Below are 14,561 nucleotides of genomic sequence, written 5' to 3' on the forward strand. Positions count from 1 at the left end.
TATCGGGGGTTCGGTGAACGCAGCAGACTGAACTGTGACGCACCGAACAAAGCCAGGATGCATCGGTCCGGCCCCACTTCAATCCGCGGAGGATTGCAATGTCATCGAGAATCCGACCAGGCACTTCCGGCGGACGCTCCCCACGCCTACCGATGCGCTGCGCAGTGAGCCTGCTCGATCGCCATGAGCCGACCCGCGATACGTCTGCGGATGTTGCGATCAAGTCCTACGTCCGATGATGACCTTGCCTTGCTCGGCCCGTTCGACGCGGTGTACCGCAATCTTCACGTTCTCGCTTGTGACCACAAGCTGAAACAGACGAGTCGCATCGTGGATCGGATGCCATCCCGACGGTGACGGCACCCGGACTTCATGAAGACCATCGACTCGACACGCACAAAGTGAGGCTCAGCGAATGTACGAACCATCAGATGTTCCGGTCACTATGGAGGGTATCCTCAGATGACAACGTCCCCACCAGTCAACACTGACGAAGTATCCCATGTGACCCAATCGAGGCCCGATCGGTTGCCGCGTAGGCTAGGCGCCCCGGCTCTGACACTCATCTTCGTCGCATTCAGCGCGCCACTCGGGATCATGGCGGGCTATCAACAGCTGGTAATCGCCTTCGGCAACGGTATCGGTGCACCACTCGCCTCCATCGTGGCCGGAGTCTTGTTGCTTCTGTTCGAAGTCGGCTGTATCGCCATGAGCAAGCATATGAAGAGTCCCGGCGCCTTCTACTGCTACATCGCCGAAGGAATGGGCAAGCCTGCCGGCTTGGCCGGCGCCTTTCTCGCACTGATTGCCTACATCACCATCACTGTCGGTGGCTATCCCTACATGGGTCTGATCACGGTCAACCTGATGGATCAATTGTTCGGAAGTTCGCCGATTCCGTGGCAGTACTGGGGCTTGATCGTTCTCGGAATCGTGACCGTGCTGAATATTCTCCGCATCGACCTCTCGATGAGAGTGCTCGGAACGATCGTTGTCATCGAAACCACGGTCGTGGCCATCTGGCAGGCGGTGGTGTTCGTCAAAGGAGGCTCCGAAGGCTATTCGGCCTCATCGTTCACCTGGAACACCTTCACGTCCGGCAGCGTCGGTCTTGCGATCTTGTTCTCCTTGGCGTCGCTGATCGGACTCGAATCCACCGCGGTGTTCCGTGAGGAGACCCGGAATCCGGAGAAGACTGTACCGAGGGCAACGTACGCGGCCATCACCTTCATGTCCGTCTTCTACGGCACCGGAATCTGGGCCTACATCATCGCGGTGGGACCTTCGAACGCTCACGACGACGCGAGAAACAACCCCGTCGGATCATTCTTCGACAGTGTCCAGAACTACATGGGCGGCTTCTTCTCCACCATGGTCTCCGTGTTGCTGGTGACCAGCATCGTTGCGGCGATCAACTCCACCCAGAGCGCCGCAGCACGTTACTTCTACACCCTCGGGCGCGATCGCGTGCTGTCTCCGCGGTTGGCACGGGTCCATCCGCGACTGGGTTCCCCGTACATTGCAGTTCTCACGACCGCGGCCATCTGCCTCGTCATCTACCTTCTCGTAGTGACCTTGAGCAGCGACGTGGTTGCCGCATACGGGGCGCTGGCCGGATTCGGAACCATTTGCGTACTTCCCCTCCTCCTGGGGACGAGCCTGTCGGTGATCATCTTCTTCCGACGCAACCCCGGTCACGTCGGAATCTGGAAGTCCTGGATTTCCCCGGTACTGGCCTTCATCGGCATCGCAGCCACGATGGCACTAGCCGTGAAGCACATGGACACGATGGTCGGCAGTAAGACCGGCGGCTACGTTGCTGACGCCCTGCTGGTGCTCATCATCGTGGTCGGCGTGGTCGTGGCGCTGCGATACAAGATCCGTCACCCCGAGGTTTATCGCCGGATCGGACGCCAGGACCTCGACCTCGAAGACGATCCCAGGTAGTCGAACCGCAGCACGAGATCGAGCGGTCGTGGAGCCGGACACGGTGTCGGCTCCACGACCACGGCCGTTCGATCCACATTCCTATTGTGAAAAAGGAGATCAGCATGGTTGCCGAGTCCAGCGAGCACGTGGACTACGTCCGAGCCGATGCACAGCCCCCTCGGCTGTGGCGGCACGAGGATCTCGCGCAGGAGTACCCGGGCCAGCGCGGCCGGTGGATCATACCGCCGGATCCGAGAGGTTGGTCGGGCATCTTGCTCGCGGAGTGGGAGCTCACGAAAGCGGGCTGGGAGGACGTTCATCCACAAGATGAAACCAACTATGTCCTCGACGGAGAGCTCCACGTGGAGACCGGGGGCAGCACCGTGATCGCCCGGAAGGGTGATTCCGTACAGGTCGTCGCCGGGCAGATCGGCAGGTATTGGGCTCCTCGGTACGCGAGGATGCTCACCGTCCAAGGCCCCAATCCCACGGGAATCGAAGCGCCACCCGGAACACACTGGGATATCGAAACCGACGGCAGCTGAACGCCGACGAAAGACCTTCAACGCTCCACGAGAAACTGCGTACTGCAGTTCACGCTGCCGAGAGGCCATCCATGAACGCCGAACTACGGTTGCGCCGCCTAGCATTGTTCGTTGTCTATTTCGTCCCCGGACTGGGACTGGCATCGTGGGTGGTTCGAACACCTACCATCCGCGACCAACTCGGATTATCCACTGGGCAAATGGGTCTCGTTCTGTCGGGACTGTCGATCGGTTCGATGGCCGGGATCCTGTCATCGGGTGCGTTGGTTCGGAGATTCGGGACGAGGCCGGTCATCGGCGCGGGCACAGCAATCGTCATATCCGGTCTCCTCACGATGGCCATCGGCACGGAGTGGTCCGCCCCTTCCGTCGTCTCCGGCGGGTTGTTCCTGTTCGGGCTGGGGATGGGGTCGGCAGACGTTGCGGTGAACGTCGAGGGTGCAGAGGTCGAGCGAAGCATCGGAAGGTCGGTATTGCCGACCGTGCATGGGTGTTTCAGTCTTGGGTCCCTTGTTGGGTCCCTCGTCGGCATTGCCTTGACAGCAACGTCATTTCCCGTGGATTCTCACCTGTTGATCGTCGGCGCTGTGTCGATTCCGATCGCATGGTGGGGAATGCGACACGTCCCGGTGGGAACCGGACAGCTTTGCGAGCGGGGTACCTCCACCGTCAATAGCCGACGCCCCTCACCTTGGGTGGCCTGGAAGGACTCACGTCTGATCCTGATCGGGGTGATCACGCTTGCGATGGCGCTGGCCGAAGGTGCAGCCAACGACTGGCTCCCGCTTCTCATGGTCGACGGTCATGGATTCGGCGCCACAGCAGGTTCTCTCATCTACGCAGGGTTCGCGGCGGCGATGACGATCGGCCGGCTCGGCGGTGGGTACTTCGTGGACCGTTTCGGGCGTGTAGTGGTGATCTGTGCGAGTGCCGCCCTCGGAGCTGTGGGGCTCTCAGTCGTGATCTTCTCCGATAACGCTATTCTCGCAGGTTCTTTCGCGATGTTGTGGGGTCTGGGTGCTTCGCTGGGGTTTCCCGTTGCCATCTCGTCCGCCGGCGACTCTGCCCATGCCTCCGCGGCCCGGGTCAGCGCTGTATCGACTGTTGGGTACTTCGCGTTCCTGGTCGGCCCGCCGCTTCTCGGGTTCCTGGGTGAGCACAACGGGTTGCGCTCCGCCATGATCGTCGTCCTGGCTTTGTTGACCATCGCAGCGTTTCTCTCGCCAGCGGTGCGACCATCACAGGAGCGCACGCGCCGGGAAGACCTGGCACACACGGTCGCGCACGTCGGACGCAAGGTGTGAACTGCAGCGGCAAGGCCAGCGCTCGTGCCGATACCAACGCACCAATGAATGGGTTGACGAATCCAGCACCGAGGTCGGCTCTTCGCGCCGGACGCCACCCTCAGGCACCACGTCGGGATTGTTACCGGGCGCGCCGATGCCCGTAACGGGCGATTGAGCTTTCCGGACCGGGCCCACCCCACCGGCTGCCCCGTGGAGTGTCGGTCTTACGCGATCTGGAAGCGCTCGTCGCCGAGTTCGACTTCGACGCGTAGGGCTCCGCCGACGGCCTCGACATACCGGCGCAACGTGTCGATCTGCACCCGCTCGAGGTCGCCATGCTCGATGTTGGACACGCGGTTCTGCCCGACTCCGAGCCGCTCGGCCAGCTGCTTCTGCGTCATCGCCACCGATTCGCGCAACTCCTGAAGTCGGTGTGCGCGCACCTGCTCGATCATGCGGGACTTGTGTGCCTCGACTGCGCCGCGATCGACAGGACGCTCGGCGAGCATCTGCTCGAGACTCTTTGCCATCGTGTTCACCTACCTTCCAACTCGTCTAGATGGGCTGTGAAGCGGTCATCGGCGATCGGGATGTTGACCTTGTACCAGGACTTCCATTGTCCGGCCTTGTTGCCGGCAACCAGCAGGATCGCCTTTCGTTCGGGATCGAACGCGAAGAGCACCCGCAGCTCCGAGCGACCACTCGACCCCGGCCGCAGTTCCTTCATGTTCTTGTGACGGGACGCCTTCACCGTGTCGACCAGCCCCACCTCTGCGGTCCACTTCCCCACCGCGCGAGAATATCACACCTAGATGATATCACTTTAGAGTGATAACTGGGGATCGACGGCCGGCGGAGTGCGGGTTCCCGGCAGCGGTGCGCGGAGCCCCGGGGTCCGGCCAGGTCGAAGGTAACGAATGACGAGAGCGTGACGACGGCATCGGTGACCCCAACGACCGCACCGCCGATCGTGGCCGCGAGCGAACCGAATGAGAGTCCTCACGGGAGGAAAAGATCCGATGCGACGCCGTACCTCGAACGCCCGACCCGGACGCCGGACGTCGATCACCACTGTCCTGGTCGGACTGGGTGCTCTCATCCTCGGGGCCGCACCGGTCGCGACCGCAGCGCCCGCCGACGCCGCCCTTCCGGTGCCGGTCGTCGGGATCACCACGCTGCCCACGGGATTCCCCAGCCTCGTTTACACGCAGGTGACGGTGCGCACCGACCCGGAGCGGCGGGGTATCACCGAGTTCGTCGGCTACTGCTCCTGCACCGTGCACTGGCGCAACATGTCGACCGGAGTGGGAGGAACCATGGTCCCGGCGGTCAAGCCGACACCCGTCGTAACCGGCTCGGGAACCCTGGTAGCCGCCATGACGGTCGACGGCCGTTCCGGCGTTGCCGTCACGGCACTGCCCGGCGCGGGCACATGGAATGCCCCGTGAGATAGCGGCTACATAGACCAGACTGCATGGTGCTCAGGGGTCACCAGATGGCGAGCTGATCGGTTTCATGCCGGCGCGATGGCGCTGGGGTGGTGTCCCACCGTTTGCGCGACACCATCGTCAAGGCGCTCGAGGACGCCGGCGGAAGCAAGAAGGCCGCCGCGAAGCAGCTGAGATCATCCGCACCACTCTCTACCGCGCCATCCGGACCTACGGAATCGCCGTCACGCCAACGGGACGCGATCAGGTGCTCTCGTAGTTCTCCACCGCCCGCTCGAGGTGTCTGCGCATCTCACCCTGCGCACGATCGAGGTCGGCGGATCGTAACTCGCCCAGGAGTTTTCGGTGCTCCGTCGCGAGATCTCGGGGATTCGGGTACGACTTCTGGATCTGCGCCAGGCACAACTGCATTTCGTCTTGCAGTGTCGAATAGATTCGGCTCAGTCGATTGCTGCCGACCGCGTCGATGATGGCGATGTGGAACGCCGAGTGGACTTCGACTCGGTCCGCCCAACTGGCGTCGGCCGGCATCTGCTCCATCTCCTCGAGATACCGCTCGGCCTCACCGAGCGGGATGCCGTTCTCGACGATGACCCGGACGCCTTCGAGTTCGAGTGGAATCCGCACGAAGTACAGATCGCGGACGTCCTCGTGATCGAGAACCGGAACGATCAGCGACCGACCCTGGGACTGCTGGGCGAGGTGACGGCTCGTCAGCACCTGCAGCGCCGACCGCACCGTGGGGCGAGCGACGTCGAACATGGCCGCCAGACCTGTCTCGGTCAACGGAGTACCGGGCGCGAGGGCACCCCCGAGGATCTGGGCACGGATCTCCGCCACCAGCGCGTCGCGGGTGGTCTGGGTTTGCAGCACTGGACTCATACCGTCCTCCTCCGGGCGCAGTATATCTGCTATACCGCCTACCACTCCCGCCCTCCCTGTTGTACTGTATAACAGTAATACCGAGTTACCGCCTGATCAGGACACTGCGACGACACCGCAAGGAGAACCACCATGAATCTGGCCGACTACGACGCCTTGAGCTTCGACTGCTACGGCACCCTGATCGACTGGGAAGCCGGCATCGCCGCGGTTCTCGCGCCCTGGGCGAAGGAAGTCGGACTTGCGTTGACCGACGAGGAACTGCTCCTCGCGTACGCGGACAACGAGGCCCGGGCCGAACGCGACACCCCCGACGCGCTGTACTCGGCGATCCTCGCCGACGCCTTCCGCCGCACGGGGGAGACGCTCGGCAAGGACGTCGGCGACGAATGGGCAGCCAGGCTCGGCGCATCGGTCCCCGACTGGCCGGCGTTTCCCGACTCCGCCGAAGCGCTTGCCTCCCTGGCGAAGGACTACAAACTGATCATCCTGTCCAACGTCCACCGTGCGGGCTTCACCGGCAGCAACGCACGCCTGGGAGTCGAGTTCGACAAGATCATCACCGCCGAGGACGTCAAGGCCTACAAGCCTGCGCCGAACCACTTCGAGGCTCTCGACGGCGCGCTCGAAGAACTCGGAGTTCGCCGCGAGCGTCTTCTGCATGTGGCGCAGAGCCTCTTTCACGATCACGTGCCCGCCAAGCGCCACGGTCTGCCCTCGGTGTGGATCAACCGCCGCCACGACCGCCCCGGCTGGGGCGCCACCCCCGAACCCGCCGACGAGTACACCTACGCCCTCGAATTCCCCACCATGGCGGAATTCGCTGCCGCCGCACGCGCCGCGAAGGAGGCCGGGCGGAACGAATGACTCACCGCGGGGCCCCACGCGGCCAACCGTCAGCGACCGAAGCCCATCGCCGTCACGACCTTCCGTGACGGCGATGGGCTTCCGGCTGTGCGGTACGCGGGACCGCGGTACGCGTCAGAGGACGATGTTGACCATCTTCCCGGGCACGACGATGACCTTGCGCGGATCCTTACCGTCGAGCAGTGCGACGATCTTGTCGTCGGCGAGCGCGATCTTCTCGATCTCCCCACGCGGCGCGTCGGCGGCGACGGTCACGCGGCTGCGGACCTTGCCGTTGACCTGGATCGGGTACTCGACGGTGTCTTCGACGAGCCACTTCTCCTCGGCGACCGGGAAGGGTCCGTGCGCCAGCGACTTCTCGTGGCCGAGCCGCGACCACAGCTCCTCCGCGAGGTGCGGGGCCAGCGGTGCGAGCATGAGCACCAGCGGTTCCACCGCCGAGCGGGGGGCACCGGTCGGGTACGCCTTGGTGAGGTGGTTGGTGTACTCGATCAGCTTGGCCGCGGCCGTGTTGTCGCGCAGTGCGGTGTAGTCCTCGCTGACCCCGGCGATCGCCTTGTTCAGCGCGCGCAGCGTGTCCTCGGTCGGGGCGTCGTCGGTGACGCGCACGGCGCCGGACTCCTCGTCGACCACCACACGCCAGGCGCGCTGCAGGAAGCGCTGCGCACCGACGACGTCCTTGGTCGCCCACGGACGGGACGTGTCCAGCGGACCCATCGACATCTCGTACACGCGGAGCGTGTCGGCGCCGTACTCCTCGCAGATGTCGTCCGGCGACACGGAGTTCTTGAGGCTCTTGCCCATCTTTCCGTACTCGCGGTTGACCTCGGCGCCCTGGTGGAAGAACTTGCCGTCCTTCTCCTCCACCTCGTCGGCGGGCACGTACACGCCGCGCGCATCGGTGTACGCGTAGGCCTGGATGTAGCCCTGGTTGTACAGGCGGCGGTACGGCTCGCTCGAGCTGACGTACCCGAGGTCGAACAGCACCTTGTGCCAGAACCGCGAGTACAGCAGGTGCAGCACCGCGTGCTCGACACCACCGACGTACAGGTCGACGCCGCCGGGGTCGTTCGGCCCGTGGATCTCCGGACGCGGACCCGTCCAGTACCGCTCGTTCTCCTTGTCGCAGAACACGTCCGGGTTGGTGGGATCGATGTAGCGCAGCTGGTACCACGAGCTGCCCGCCCACTGCGGCATCACGTTGGTGTCGCGGCGGTACGTCTGCAGTCCGTCGCCGAGGTCGAGTTCGACGTTGACCCAGTCGACGGCCTTCGCCAGCGGGGGAGAGGGCTCCGAGGACGCGTCGTCGGGATCGAACGACACGGGTGCGTAGTCCTCGACCTCCGGGAGCTCCACGGGCAGAGCCGATTCCGGAAGGGCGTGGGCGTTGCCTTCGGCGTCGTACACGATCGGGAACGGCTCGCCCCAGTACCGCTGCCGCGCGAACAGCCAGTCGCGCAACTTGTACTGGATGGTGCCCTTGCCGGTGCCGTCCGCCTCGAGCCGCTCGGTGATGGCCTTCTTCGCGTCGGCGACGGACATGCCGTTCAGGAAGTCGGAGTTCACGATCGTGCCGTCGCCGGTGTACGCGTCCTTGGAGAGGTCGCCGCCGGAGATCACCTCGACGATGTCGAGACCGAACTCGGTGGCGAACTCGTAGTCGCGGTGGTCGTGGCCCGGCACGGCCATGATGGCGCCCGTGCCGTACCCGGTGAGGACGTAGTCGGCGATGAACACCGGCAACTTGTGCCCGTTGACGGGGTTCAGCGCGTACGTGCCGAGGAAGACGCCCGTCTTCTCCTTGTATTCCTGCCGCTCCAGGTCCGACTTGGCCGCAATCGACTTCCGGTACGCCGCAACCGCTTCAGCGGGCGTTGCGGCACCGCCGGTCCACCGCGAATCCACACCCTCGGGCCACGCGGCCGCGACGATCTCGTCGACCAGTTCGTGCTCCGGCGCCAGCGTCACGTACGTCGCACCGAACAGCGTGTCCGGCCGTGTCGTAAACACCTCGATGTCGTGAGCAGAGGATTCACCCTCGCTTCGCTCGACCACTGCCTGGAACCGCACCTGCGCACCGTGCGAGCGCCCGATCCAGTTGCGCTGCATGGTCTTGACCTTCTCCGGCCAGTCCAGGTAGTCCAGGTCGTCCACCAGACGGTCGGAGTACGCGGTGATGCGCATCATCCACTGCTGCAGGTGCTTACGGAACACGGGGAAGTTGCCGCGGTCGCTGCGACCGTCGGCGGTGACCTCCTCGTTGGCCAGCACCGTGCCCAGCCCCGGGCACCAGTTGACCATCGAATCGGAGTGGTACACGAGGCGGTAGGAGTCGAGGACCGCTTCCTTCTCGGTCACGGACAGCGACGCCCAGTCCCGTCCGTCTTCCAGGGCGCGCGCCCCCGACACGAACTCGGCCCCGAGCTCGGAGATGCGGCGGGCCTTGCCGGCCTCCTTGTCGAACCACGCGTCGTGGATCTGCAGGAAGATCCACTGCGTCCAGTGGTAGAAGTCGACGTCGGTGGTCGCGAATGTGCGGCGCTCGTCGTGGCCGAGCCCGAGGCGGCGCAGCTGGCGCTTCATGTTGCCGATGTTGGCCTCGGTGGTGGTCCGCGGGTGCGTGCCCGTCTGCACCGCGTACTGCTCGGCAGGCAGACCGAACGCGTCGTAGCCGAGGGTGTGCAGCACGTTGTGGCCCTGCATGCGGTGATAGCGGGCGAACACGTCGGTGGCGATGTAGCCGAGCGGGTGGCCCACGTGCAGACCCGTCCCCGACGGGTACGGGAACATGTCCTGCACGAACAACTTGTCCGCGGGCACGTCGCCGGCGAGGGGGCCGACCGGGTTGGGCGCGTCGAACGTGCCCTCCTCGCTCCACCGGTCCTGCCAGCGCTGCTCGATCTGGCCGGCGAGCTCCGCGGTGTAGCGGTGCTGCGGGGTCGCGTCGGACGGGTTGGCGGGCTGCACGTGCTCGGTCACTGTGGTCGCTATCTACTTGGCTGACATTCTGGATCAGGGGGATACCGACAACCAGGGTAGAGCCTCACCCCACCCGGGCTCACCTGCGCATCCGGGTCCGCCGTATCCTGGTCACGTGTTGATTGCCTCCGTCGTGCTGTTCGTGCTCGCCGTCGCCGTCTCCGGTGTCGCCGTTGCAGGCCTCGCCGAGCGCCTCCCGCGCAACCGGTGGGCGGGTGTCCGCACCCCCGAGACGATGCGGGACGATCAGACGTTTGCGCTGGCCAACAAGGTCGCGGGGCCCACTCTGCTCGCCGCGGCCGGGCTCCTCGTCATCGGCGGAATCGCCGGAATCCTGATCGGCGGAGTCTTCGGAATCGGCGCCGTCCTCGTCAGCGTCGTGGCCGCCGCGCTCACCGCGGCGACGGGCGGATCGCTCGGTGCCCGTGCCGCCGCGTCGGTGCCCGCCGCCGACACCGGCGGATGCGGCAGTTCCTGCGGCGCGTGCTCCCTGAAGGGCGCCTGCCAGCCGTCCTGACCGGCAGGCGACGGCCCGTCCGGTGAACTCCTCGCGCGTCGTCGACCCCGCAGGCGCAGTCTTCGGTCTACTGCTCCCGGTGATCGCCGCGCTGTCCGGGGTGATCCTCACGAAGGTCTGGGAACCGCGGCTCCCGCCGCAGATCGCGACGCACTGGACCACCACCTCGCCGGACGGCTTCTCCACCCCGATGTCCAGCGCCTGGACGTTCGCCCTGGTGACGGTCTTGTTCGGCGGCGGATGCGCCGCGATCGCCGCCCTCGCCCAGGCAATGCTGATGATGCGCCGCACGATGCTCGTCGTCGGGCTGTCCGTGGTCGGCCTGATCCTCACGGTGCAGGTGCTGCTGCTCTACGTCCAACTCGATGTCACCGACCCCGCGGACACCGAACTCCCGCTGTGGTCGCTCGGCCTCGGTGTCGTGATCGGCGCCGTCGTCGGCCTGATCGGCGCCGCCCTGCTCCGCGACTACCGGCCCCGGGTTGCCGCGACCGGTACTCCCGACCCACGGTTGCCGCGCGCCGACGACCCTGCGACCGTCGCGGACACGGTCGGGTTCGGCACCGTCGGCTCGCTGGTGCTGCTCCTGCTGCTCGGTGTCGTGCCTGCTCTCGCGGTCTGCCTGCTCGTCGACGCGTGGTGGCCGCTCGCCGTGTTCGTTCCGGTGGGGCTGCTGATCGTGAGCCTGCTCCGATTCCGGGTGATCGTCGACCGGACCGGCATCCGGGTGGTGAACATGGGCATGACCGCGCTGCAGTACGGGATCGAGGAGATCGAGGGCGCCCGCGTCGACGTCATCGCACCGTTCGACGACTTCGGCGGCTGGGGACTCAAGGTGAAGGGCAGGCGCAACTACGGCGTCGTGACGAGGACCGGCCCCGCCGTGATCGTCACGACCGCGTGCGGCGACCGCCTGACCGTCACCAGCGCGCGGGCCGAGGAGATGGCCGGCGCACTCAACGCGTTCGCCGACAGGCGGCTCCGCCGCCTGTGAGTGCGCAAAGAGTGCAGGGACTCGCTAACCGCTCACGGGCGGGAGGCCTGGTGCACCGCGTCGAGCACGCGGTCGAGGTAGCCGAGGGCGGCGCGGACGGCGGCGTCCTCGTCGCGGGCGGCGATCGCGTCGACGACGGCGTGGTGGTCGTCGGTGGTCAGCGACGGCGGGTGGACGCCCTCGGTGAAGTCGTAGGTGGCGCGGGTGGGTTCGAGGATCCCGGCGAACAGGTCGGACAGCACCGGATTGTGCGCGGCCTCCACGACCCCGAGGTGGAACGCGAGGTCGGCGTCCGCGAATCGGGATGCCTCGTCGGCGGTGCGCTGCCGTTCGTCGAGTAGCGCGGACAGCGACCGCAGGTCGTCGTCGGTGCGCCGCCCGCACGCCAGCCGGACGGCCTCCGTCTCGAGGGCCCGCCGGACCTCGAAGACGTTGAGCATCTCGGCGACCGCGACCTGCCGCCCGAGCAGCCCGCCGATGTCGGTGCGTGCCCGCACGAACGTCCCCGATCCCCGCCGGATCTCGAGGATGCCCGTGGACGTCAGGGTCTTGATGGCCTCGCGCACGGTGTTGCGCCCGACCCCGAGCAGCGTCATCAGCTCGGGTTCGGTGGGGATGCGCTCGCCCACCTTCCAGTCGCCCTCGGCGATCCTGCCGCGCATCCAGTCCAGGGACTGCTGATACGCGGACTCGCGCCGAACCACCGTCATGTACTCATCCTCACACCTCGCCGGCTCGCTCGTCCCGACCGGCCCGTCTAAACTACGTAGGACGTCCCATGTATTTGGACAGCTTCACGTATTCGGACAGCCCGAGGAGGCGACCCCACACGTCCACGTCAACCGCTCGCGCAGACACCCTCCCGACCGCCACCGCCCGCACCACCAGCCGCCACTTCCACGGTCTGAACTATCTCCTCGTCGTCCTGCTCCTCGGCTCCAACATGCCCACGGCGCTGTACTCGCTGTACCGCCACGAATTCGGTTTCACCCCGCTGGTCCAGACGCTGATCTTCGCCGTCTACGTCGCCGGTCTGCTTCCCTCGCTGCTGTTCTTCGGCCCGCTGTCGGACGCGCTCGGACGCCGCTTCGTGTTGCTGGCCGCGATCTTCTTCAGCGTGCTGGGCGCCGTGCTCCTCGCCTTCGCCGATTCGACCGTCTGGCTGTTCCTCGGCCGGATCTCCCAGGGGATCGCCGTCGGCGCGTGCTCGGCCGCCGGTTCCGCCGCCCTGATCGAGCACGAACCCGCCCGGAACCTGCGCCGCGCCGGTCTCGCCGCCACCCTCACCACCGCCCTCGGTGCGGCGCTCGGCCCGCTCTTCGGCGGCGCCGTCGCGCAGTACCTTCCGCACGCCCTGGTCTTGCCGTACGTGCTGTTCACGCTGGCGCTCCTGCCCGCGCTGATCCTGGTGCTGCTGCTCCCCGCACCCACCGGCGGACAGTCACGCCCCACCCAGTTGTTCCAGGTGCCGCACGTCCCCGCACCGCTCCGCCGGGTGTTCTGGCTGTCCTCCCTCGGAGTGGCGCTGGCGTGGGGCGCCGTCGGCCTGTTCCAGTCGGTGGTCCCGACGTGGATCATCGACCTGCTCGACGTGAGCAACCTGGTGGTCGCCGGCGGTGCCGCCGCACTGGTCATGGTGTGCTCGGTGTCGGCGCAACTCGTCGCCAACCGACTCGGAACCGTGCTCTGCCGAACGCTGGGCATCGGCGCCGTCGGCGTCGGCATGGTCGGTCTGCTCGTCGTCGACTTCGCGCCGTCCCTCGCCCTTCTGTGCGCCGTGACGGTCGTCGTCGGTGTGGGACACGGACTCTCGTTCGCCGGTGCGATGCGCGCGGTGGGCGCCGCGGCCGCCGAGCACGCCCCCGACGCCCAGGGCGGCACACTCGCCGCGTTCTTCACCGTCGGCTACGTCGGTCTCGCGGTGCCGTCCATCTGCGCGGGCATCGCCATCACCGTCCAGGGCATGCACGTGGCCGTCCTCGAACTCGCGATCATCGGCGCCGTCCTGTGCGGCGTCGTCGCCGTGCTGGGCGTCCGCACGAAGGGTGGGGACCGGGCCGAGGCGGCCAGTACTGTGGCCTGAGGACGTGAAACGCCGATGCCCGAACCGCTTCGCCACTGCGAGTTCCGCTTCTACGAGGAGCTGAACGACTTTCTGCCGCCGGTGCAGCGCAAGCGCACCTTCGAGCACCGATTCGACGGCACACCGTCGGTGAAGGACCGCATCGAGGCGCTGGGCGTCCCGCACACCGAGGTGGATCTGATCCTCGTCGACGAAGTGTCCGTCGATTTCGCGTATCTCCTGCGCGGCGGCGAACGCGTCGCGGTGTATCCCGTGTTCGAGCGTTTCGACCTGACCGGGGTGACGCAACTGCGCCCGCGACCGTTGCGGGACCCGACATTCGTGCTCGACGTGCACCTCGGCCGCCTCGCCCGCTACCTCCGCCTGCTCGGCTTCGACACCCGCTACCGCAACGACTTCGACGACACGGAACTGGTGGACATCTCCCTCGCCGAGCACCGCGTCGTCCTGACCCGGGACACGGGACTGCTCAAGAGGTCGGCGGTCACCCACGGGGCGTTCCTGCACGAAACGGACCCACGCCGGCAGCTGCGGGAAGTGTTGGACCGCTTCGACCTTCGGTCGCGGATCACGCCGTTCACGCGGTGCGCGCGATGCAACGGGTTACTCGCGCCGATTCCCCGCGACGACGCGCTCGCCGAGGCGCCGCCGGGGGTCGCGCGCAACGAACACCAGTTCAGCCGGTGCCGGGACTGTGCGCAGCTGTACTGGCCGGGCAGCCATCTCCCGAAGCTGAGCCGGCGATTGTCGGAGGTCGGGGTGACGCTCGAGGTGGATTCTCAGGAGGCGTGACGCAACTGCTCGGCGAACTCCGCCGAGCACCCGCAGTCACCGAATTCGTCACAGTCGATGATCAGTGCGTGCCGGACCTCGGACAACTCGACGCACGACTCGTCGGTGCATTCGGCTCCGTAGAGCGTGTGCACGATCAATGTTCCGTGACAGGTGTCGATCACGTGTGCTGTCCTCCTCACTTCTCGTTCCCCACCTCTGTTGATACCACCCGTCCCCGACAGCCCAGGGACGTGCGC

General features: G+C 66.2%; 14 protein-coding genes and 1 pseudogene. 9 read left to right on the plus strand and 6 right to left on the minus strand.

Translation table 11 applies throughout. The features are described 5' to 3' along the window. Positions 1 to 462: 462 nt before the first annotated feature. The 3 genes from CJ179_RS42420 (at position 463) to CJ179_RS42430 (ending at position 3,778) form a co-directional block, all read left to right on the plus strand. Positions 463 to 1,947 (plus strand): APC family permease, encoded by a 1,485-nt coding sequence (locus CJ179_RS42420; protein WP_095865440.1) that lies wholly within the window; start codon positions 463 to 465, stop codon positions 1,945 to 1,947. Positions 1,948 to 2,051: 104 nt separating this feature from the next. After that, positions 2,052 to 2,474, plus strand: a complete 423-nt coding sequence (locus tag CJ179_RS42425) for a cupin domain-containing protein (protein ID WP_095865680.1) — start codon at positions 2,052 to 2,054, stop codon at positions 2,472 to 2,474. Positions 2,475 to 2,545: 71 nt separating this feature from the next. Beyond that, complete coding sequence (locus CJ179_RS42430) at positions 2,546 to 3,778, plus strand: MFS transporter (protein ID WP_095865441.1); 1,233 nt, start codon at positions 2,546 to 2,548, stop codon at positions 3,776 to 3,778. A 206-nt stretch (positions 3,779 to 3,984) separates the two neighbouring features. Here the strand turns inward: CJ179_RS42430 and CJ179_RS42435 are convergent, their stop codons facing one another. Beyond that, a complete protein-coding gene (locus tag CJ179_RS42435) occupies positions 3,985 to 4,290 on the minus strand; it encodes a helix-turn-helix transcriptional regulator (RefSeq protein WP_095865681.1) in 306 nt (101 codons plus the stop codon). Positions 4,291 to 4,295: 5 nt separating this feature from the next. Further along, positions 4,296 to 4,523, minus strand: a pseudogene (locus CJ179_RS42440) (type II toxin-antitoxin system RelE/ParE family toxin); the annotation flags it as partial. A 256-nt stretch (positions 4,524 to 4,779) separates the two neighbouring features. Between CJ179_RS42440 and CJ179_RS42445 the strand changes: the two are divergent. Further along, complete coding sequence (locus CJ179_RS42445; RefSeq protein WP_095865442.1) at positions 4,780 to 5,208, plus strand: hypothetical protein; 429 nt, start codon at positions 4,780 to 4,782, stop codon at positions 5,206 to 5,208. A 243-nt stretch (positions 5,209 to 5,451) separates the two neighbouring features. Here the strand turns inward: CJ179_RS42445 and CJ179_RS42450 are convergent, their stop codons facing one another. Then, positions 5,452 to 6,090 carry a GntR family transcriptional regulator gene (locus tag CJ179_RS42450; RefSeq protein ID WP_095865443.1) on the minus strand — a complete coding sequence of 213 codons (639 nt, stop codon included), beginning with the start codon at positions 6,088 to 6,090 and terminating at the stop codon, positions 5,452 to 5,454. A gap of 132 nt (positions 6,091 to 6,222) precedes the next feature. Here CJ179_RS42450 and CJ179_RS42455 point away from each other — a divergent pair, with 132 nt between their 5' ends. Then, complete coding sequence (locus CJ179_RS42455; RefSeq protein ID WP_095865444.1) at positions 6,223 to 6,957, plus strand: haloacid dehalogenase type II; 735 nt, start codon at positions 6,223 to 6,225, stop codon at positions 6,955 to 6,957. 114 nt (positions 6,958 to 7,071) lie between these two features. Here the strand turns inward: CJ179_RS42455 and leuS are convergent, their stop codons facing one another. Beyond that, positions 7,072 to 9,936 (minus strand): leucine--tRNA ligase, encoded by a 2,865-nt coding sequence (gene leuS / locus CJ179_RS42460; protein ID WP_095865445.1) that lies wholly within the window; start codon positions 9,934 to 9,936, stop codon positions 7,072 to 7,074. A gap of 115 nt (positions 9,937 to 10,051) precedes the next feature. On the opposite strand from leuS, the gene CJ179_RS42465 reads away from it, so the two are divergent. Next, on the plus strand, positions 10,052 to 10,453 hold the full coding sequence (locus CJ179_RS42465) for an SdpI family protein (protein ID WP_072942681.1): 402 nt from the start codon (positions 10,052 to 10,054) through the stop codon (positions 10,451 to 10,453). Between the two features lie 22 nt (positions 10,454 to 10,475). Beyond that, on the plus strand, positions 10,476 to 11,447 hold the full coding sequence (locus CJ179_RS42470; RefSeq protein ID WP_095865446.1) for a DUF1648 domain-containing protein: 972 nt from the start codon (positions 10,476 to 10,478) through the stop codon (positions 11,445 to 11,447). Positions 11,448 to 11,479: 32 nt separating this feature from the next. Here CJ179_RS42470 and CJ179_RS42475 read toward each other — a convergent pair whose 3' ends face one another. Further along, positions 11,480 to 12,157 (minus strand): FadR/GntR family transcriptional regulator, encoded by a 678-nt coding sequence (locus CJ179_RS42475; protein WP_072942684.1) that lies wholly within the window; start codon positions 12,155 to 12,157, stop codon positions 11,480 to 11,482. Between the two features lie 68 nt (positions 12,158 to 12,225). Here CJ179_RS42475 and CJ179_RS42480 point away from each other — a divergent pair, with 68 nt between their 5' ends. After that, on the plus strand, positions 12,226 to 13,530 hold the full coding sequence (locus CJ179_RS42480) for an MFS transporter (RefSeq protein ID WP_095865447.1): 1,305 nt from the start codon (positions 12,226 to 12,228) through the stop codon (positions 13,528 to 13,530). Between the two features lie 15 nt (positions 13,531 to 13,545). Continuing rightward, complete coding sequence (locus tag CJ179_RS42485; RefSeq protein WP_095865448.1) at positions 13,546 to 14,322, plus strand: Mut7-C RNAse domain-containing protein; 777 nt, start codon at positions 13,546 to 13,548, stop codon at positions 14,320 to 14,322. On the opposite strand, the gene CJ179_RS42490 is transcribed toward CJ179_RS42485, so the two are convergent. Continuing rightward, positions 14,310 to 14,486 carry a hypothetical protein gene (locus tag CJ179_RS42490; RefSeq protein WP_174705501.1) on the minus strand — a complete coding sequence of 59 codons (177 nt, stop codon included), beginning with the start codon at positions 14,484 to 14,486 and terminating at the stop codon, positions 14,310 to 14,312. The two genes, CJ179_RS42485 and CJ179_RS42490, sit on opposite strands and share 13 nt — an antisense overlap. Positions 14,487 to 14,561 lie beyond the last annotated feature (75 nt).

The organism is Rhodococcus sp. ACS1 (assembly GCF_002300155.1).
Lineage (GTDB): Bacteria > Actinomycetota > Actinomycetes > Mycobacteriales > Mycobacteriaceae > Rhodococcus_F > Rhodococcus_F koreensis.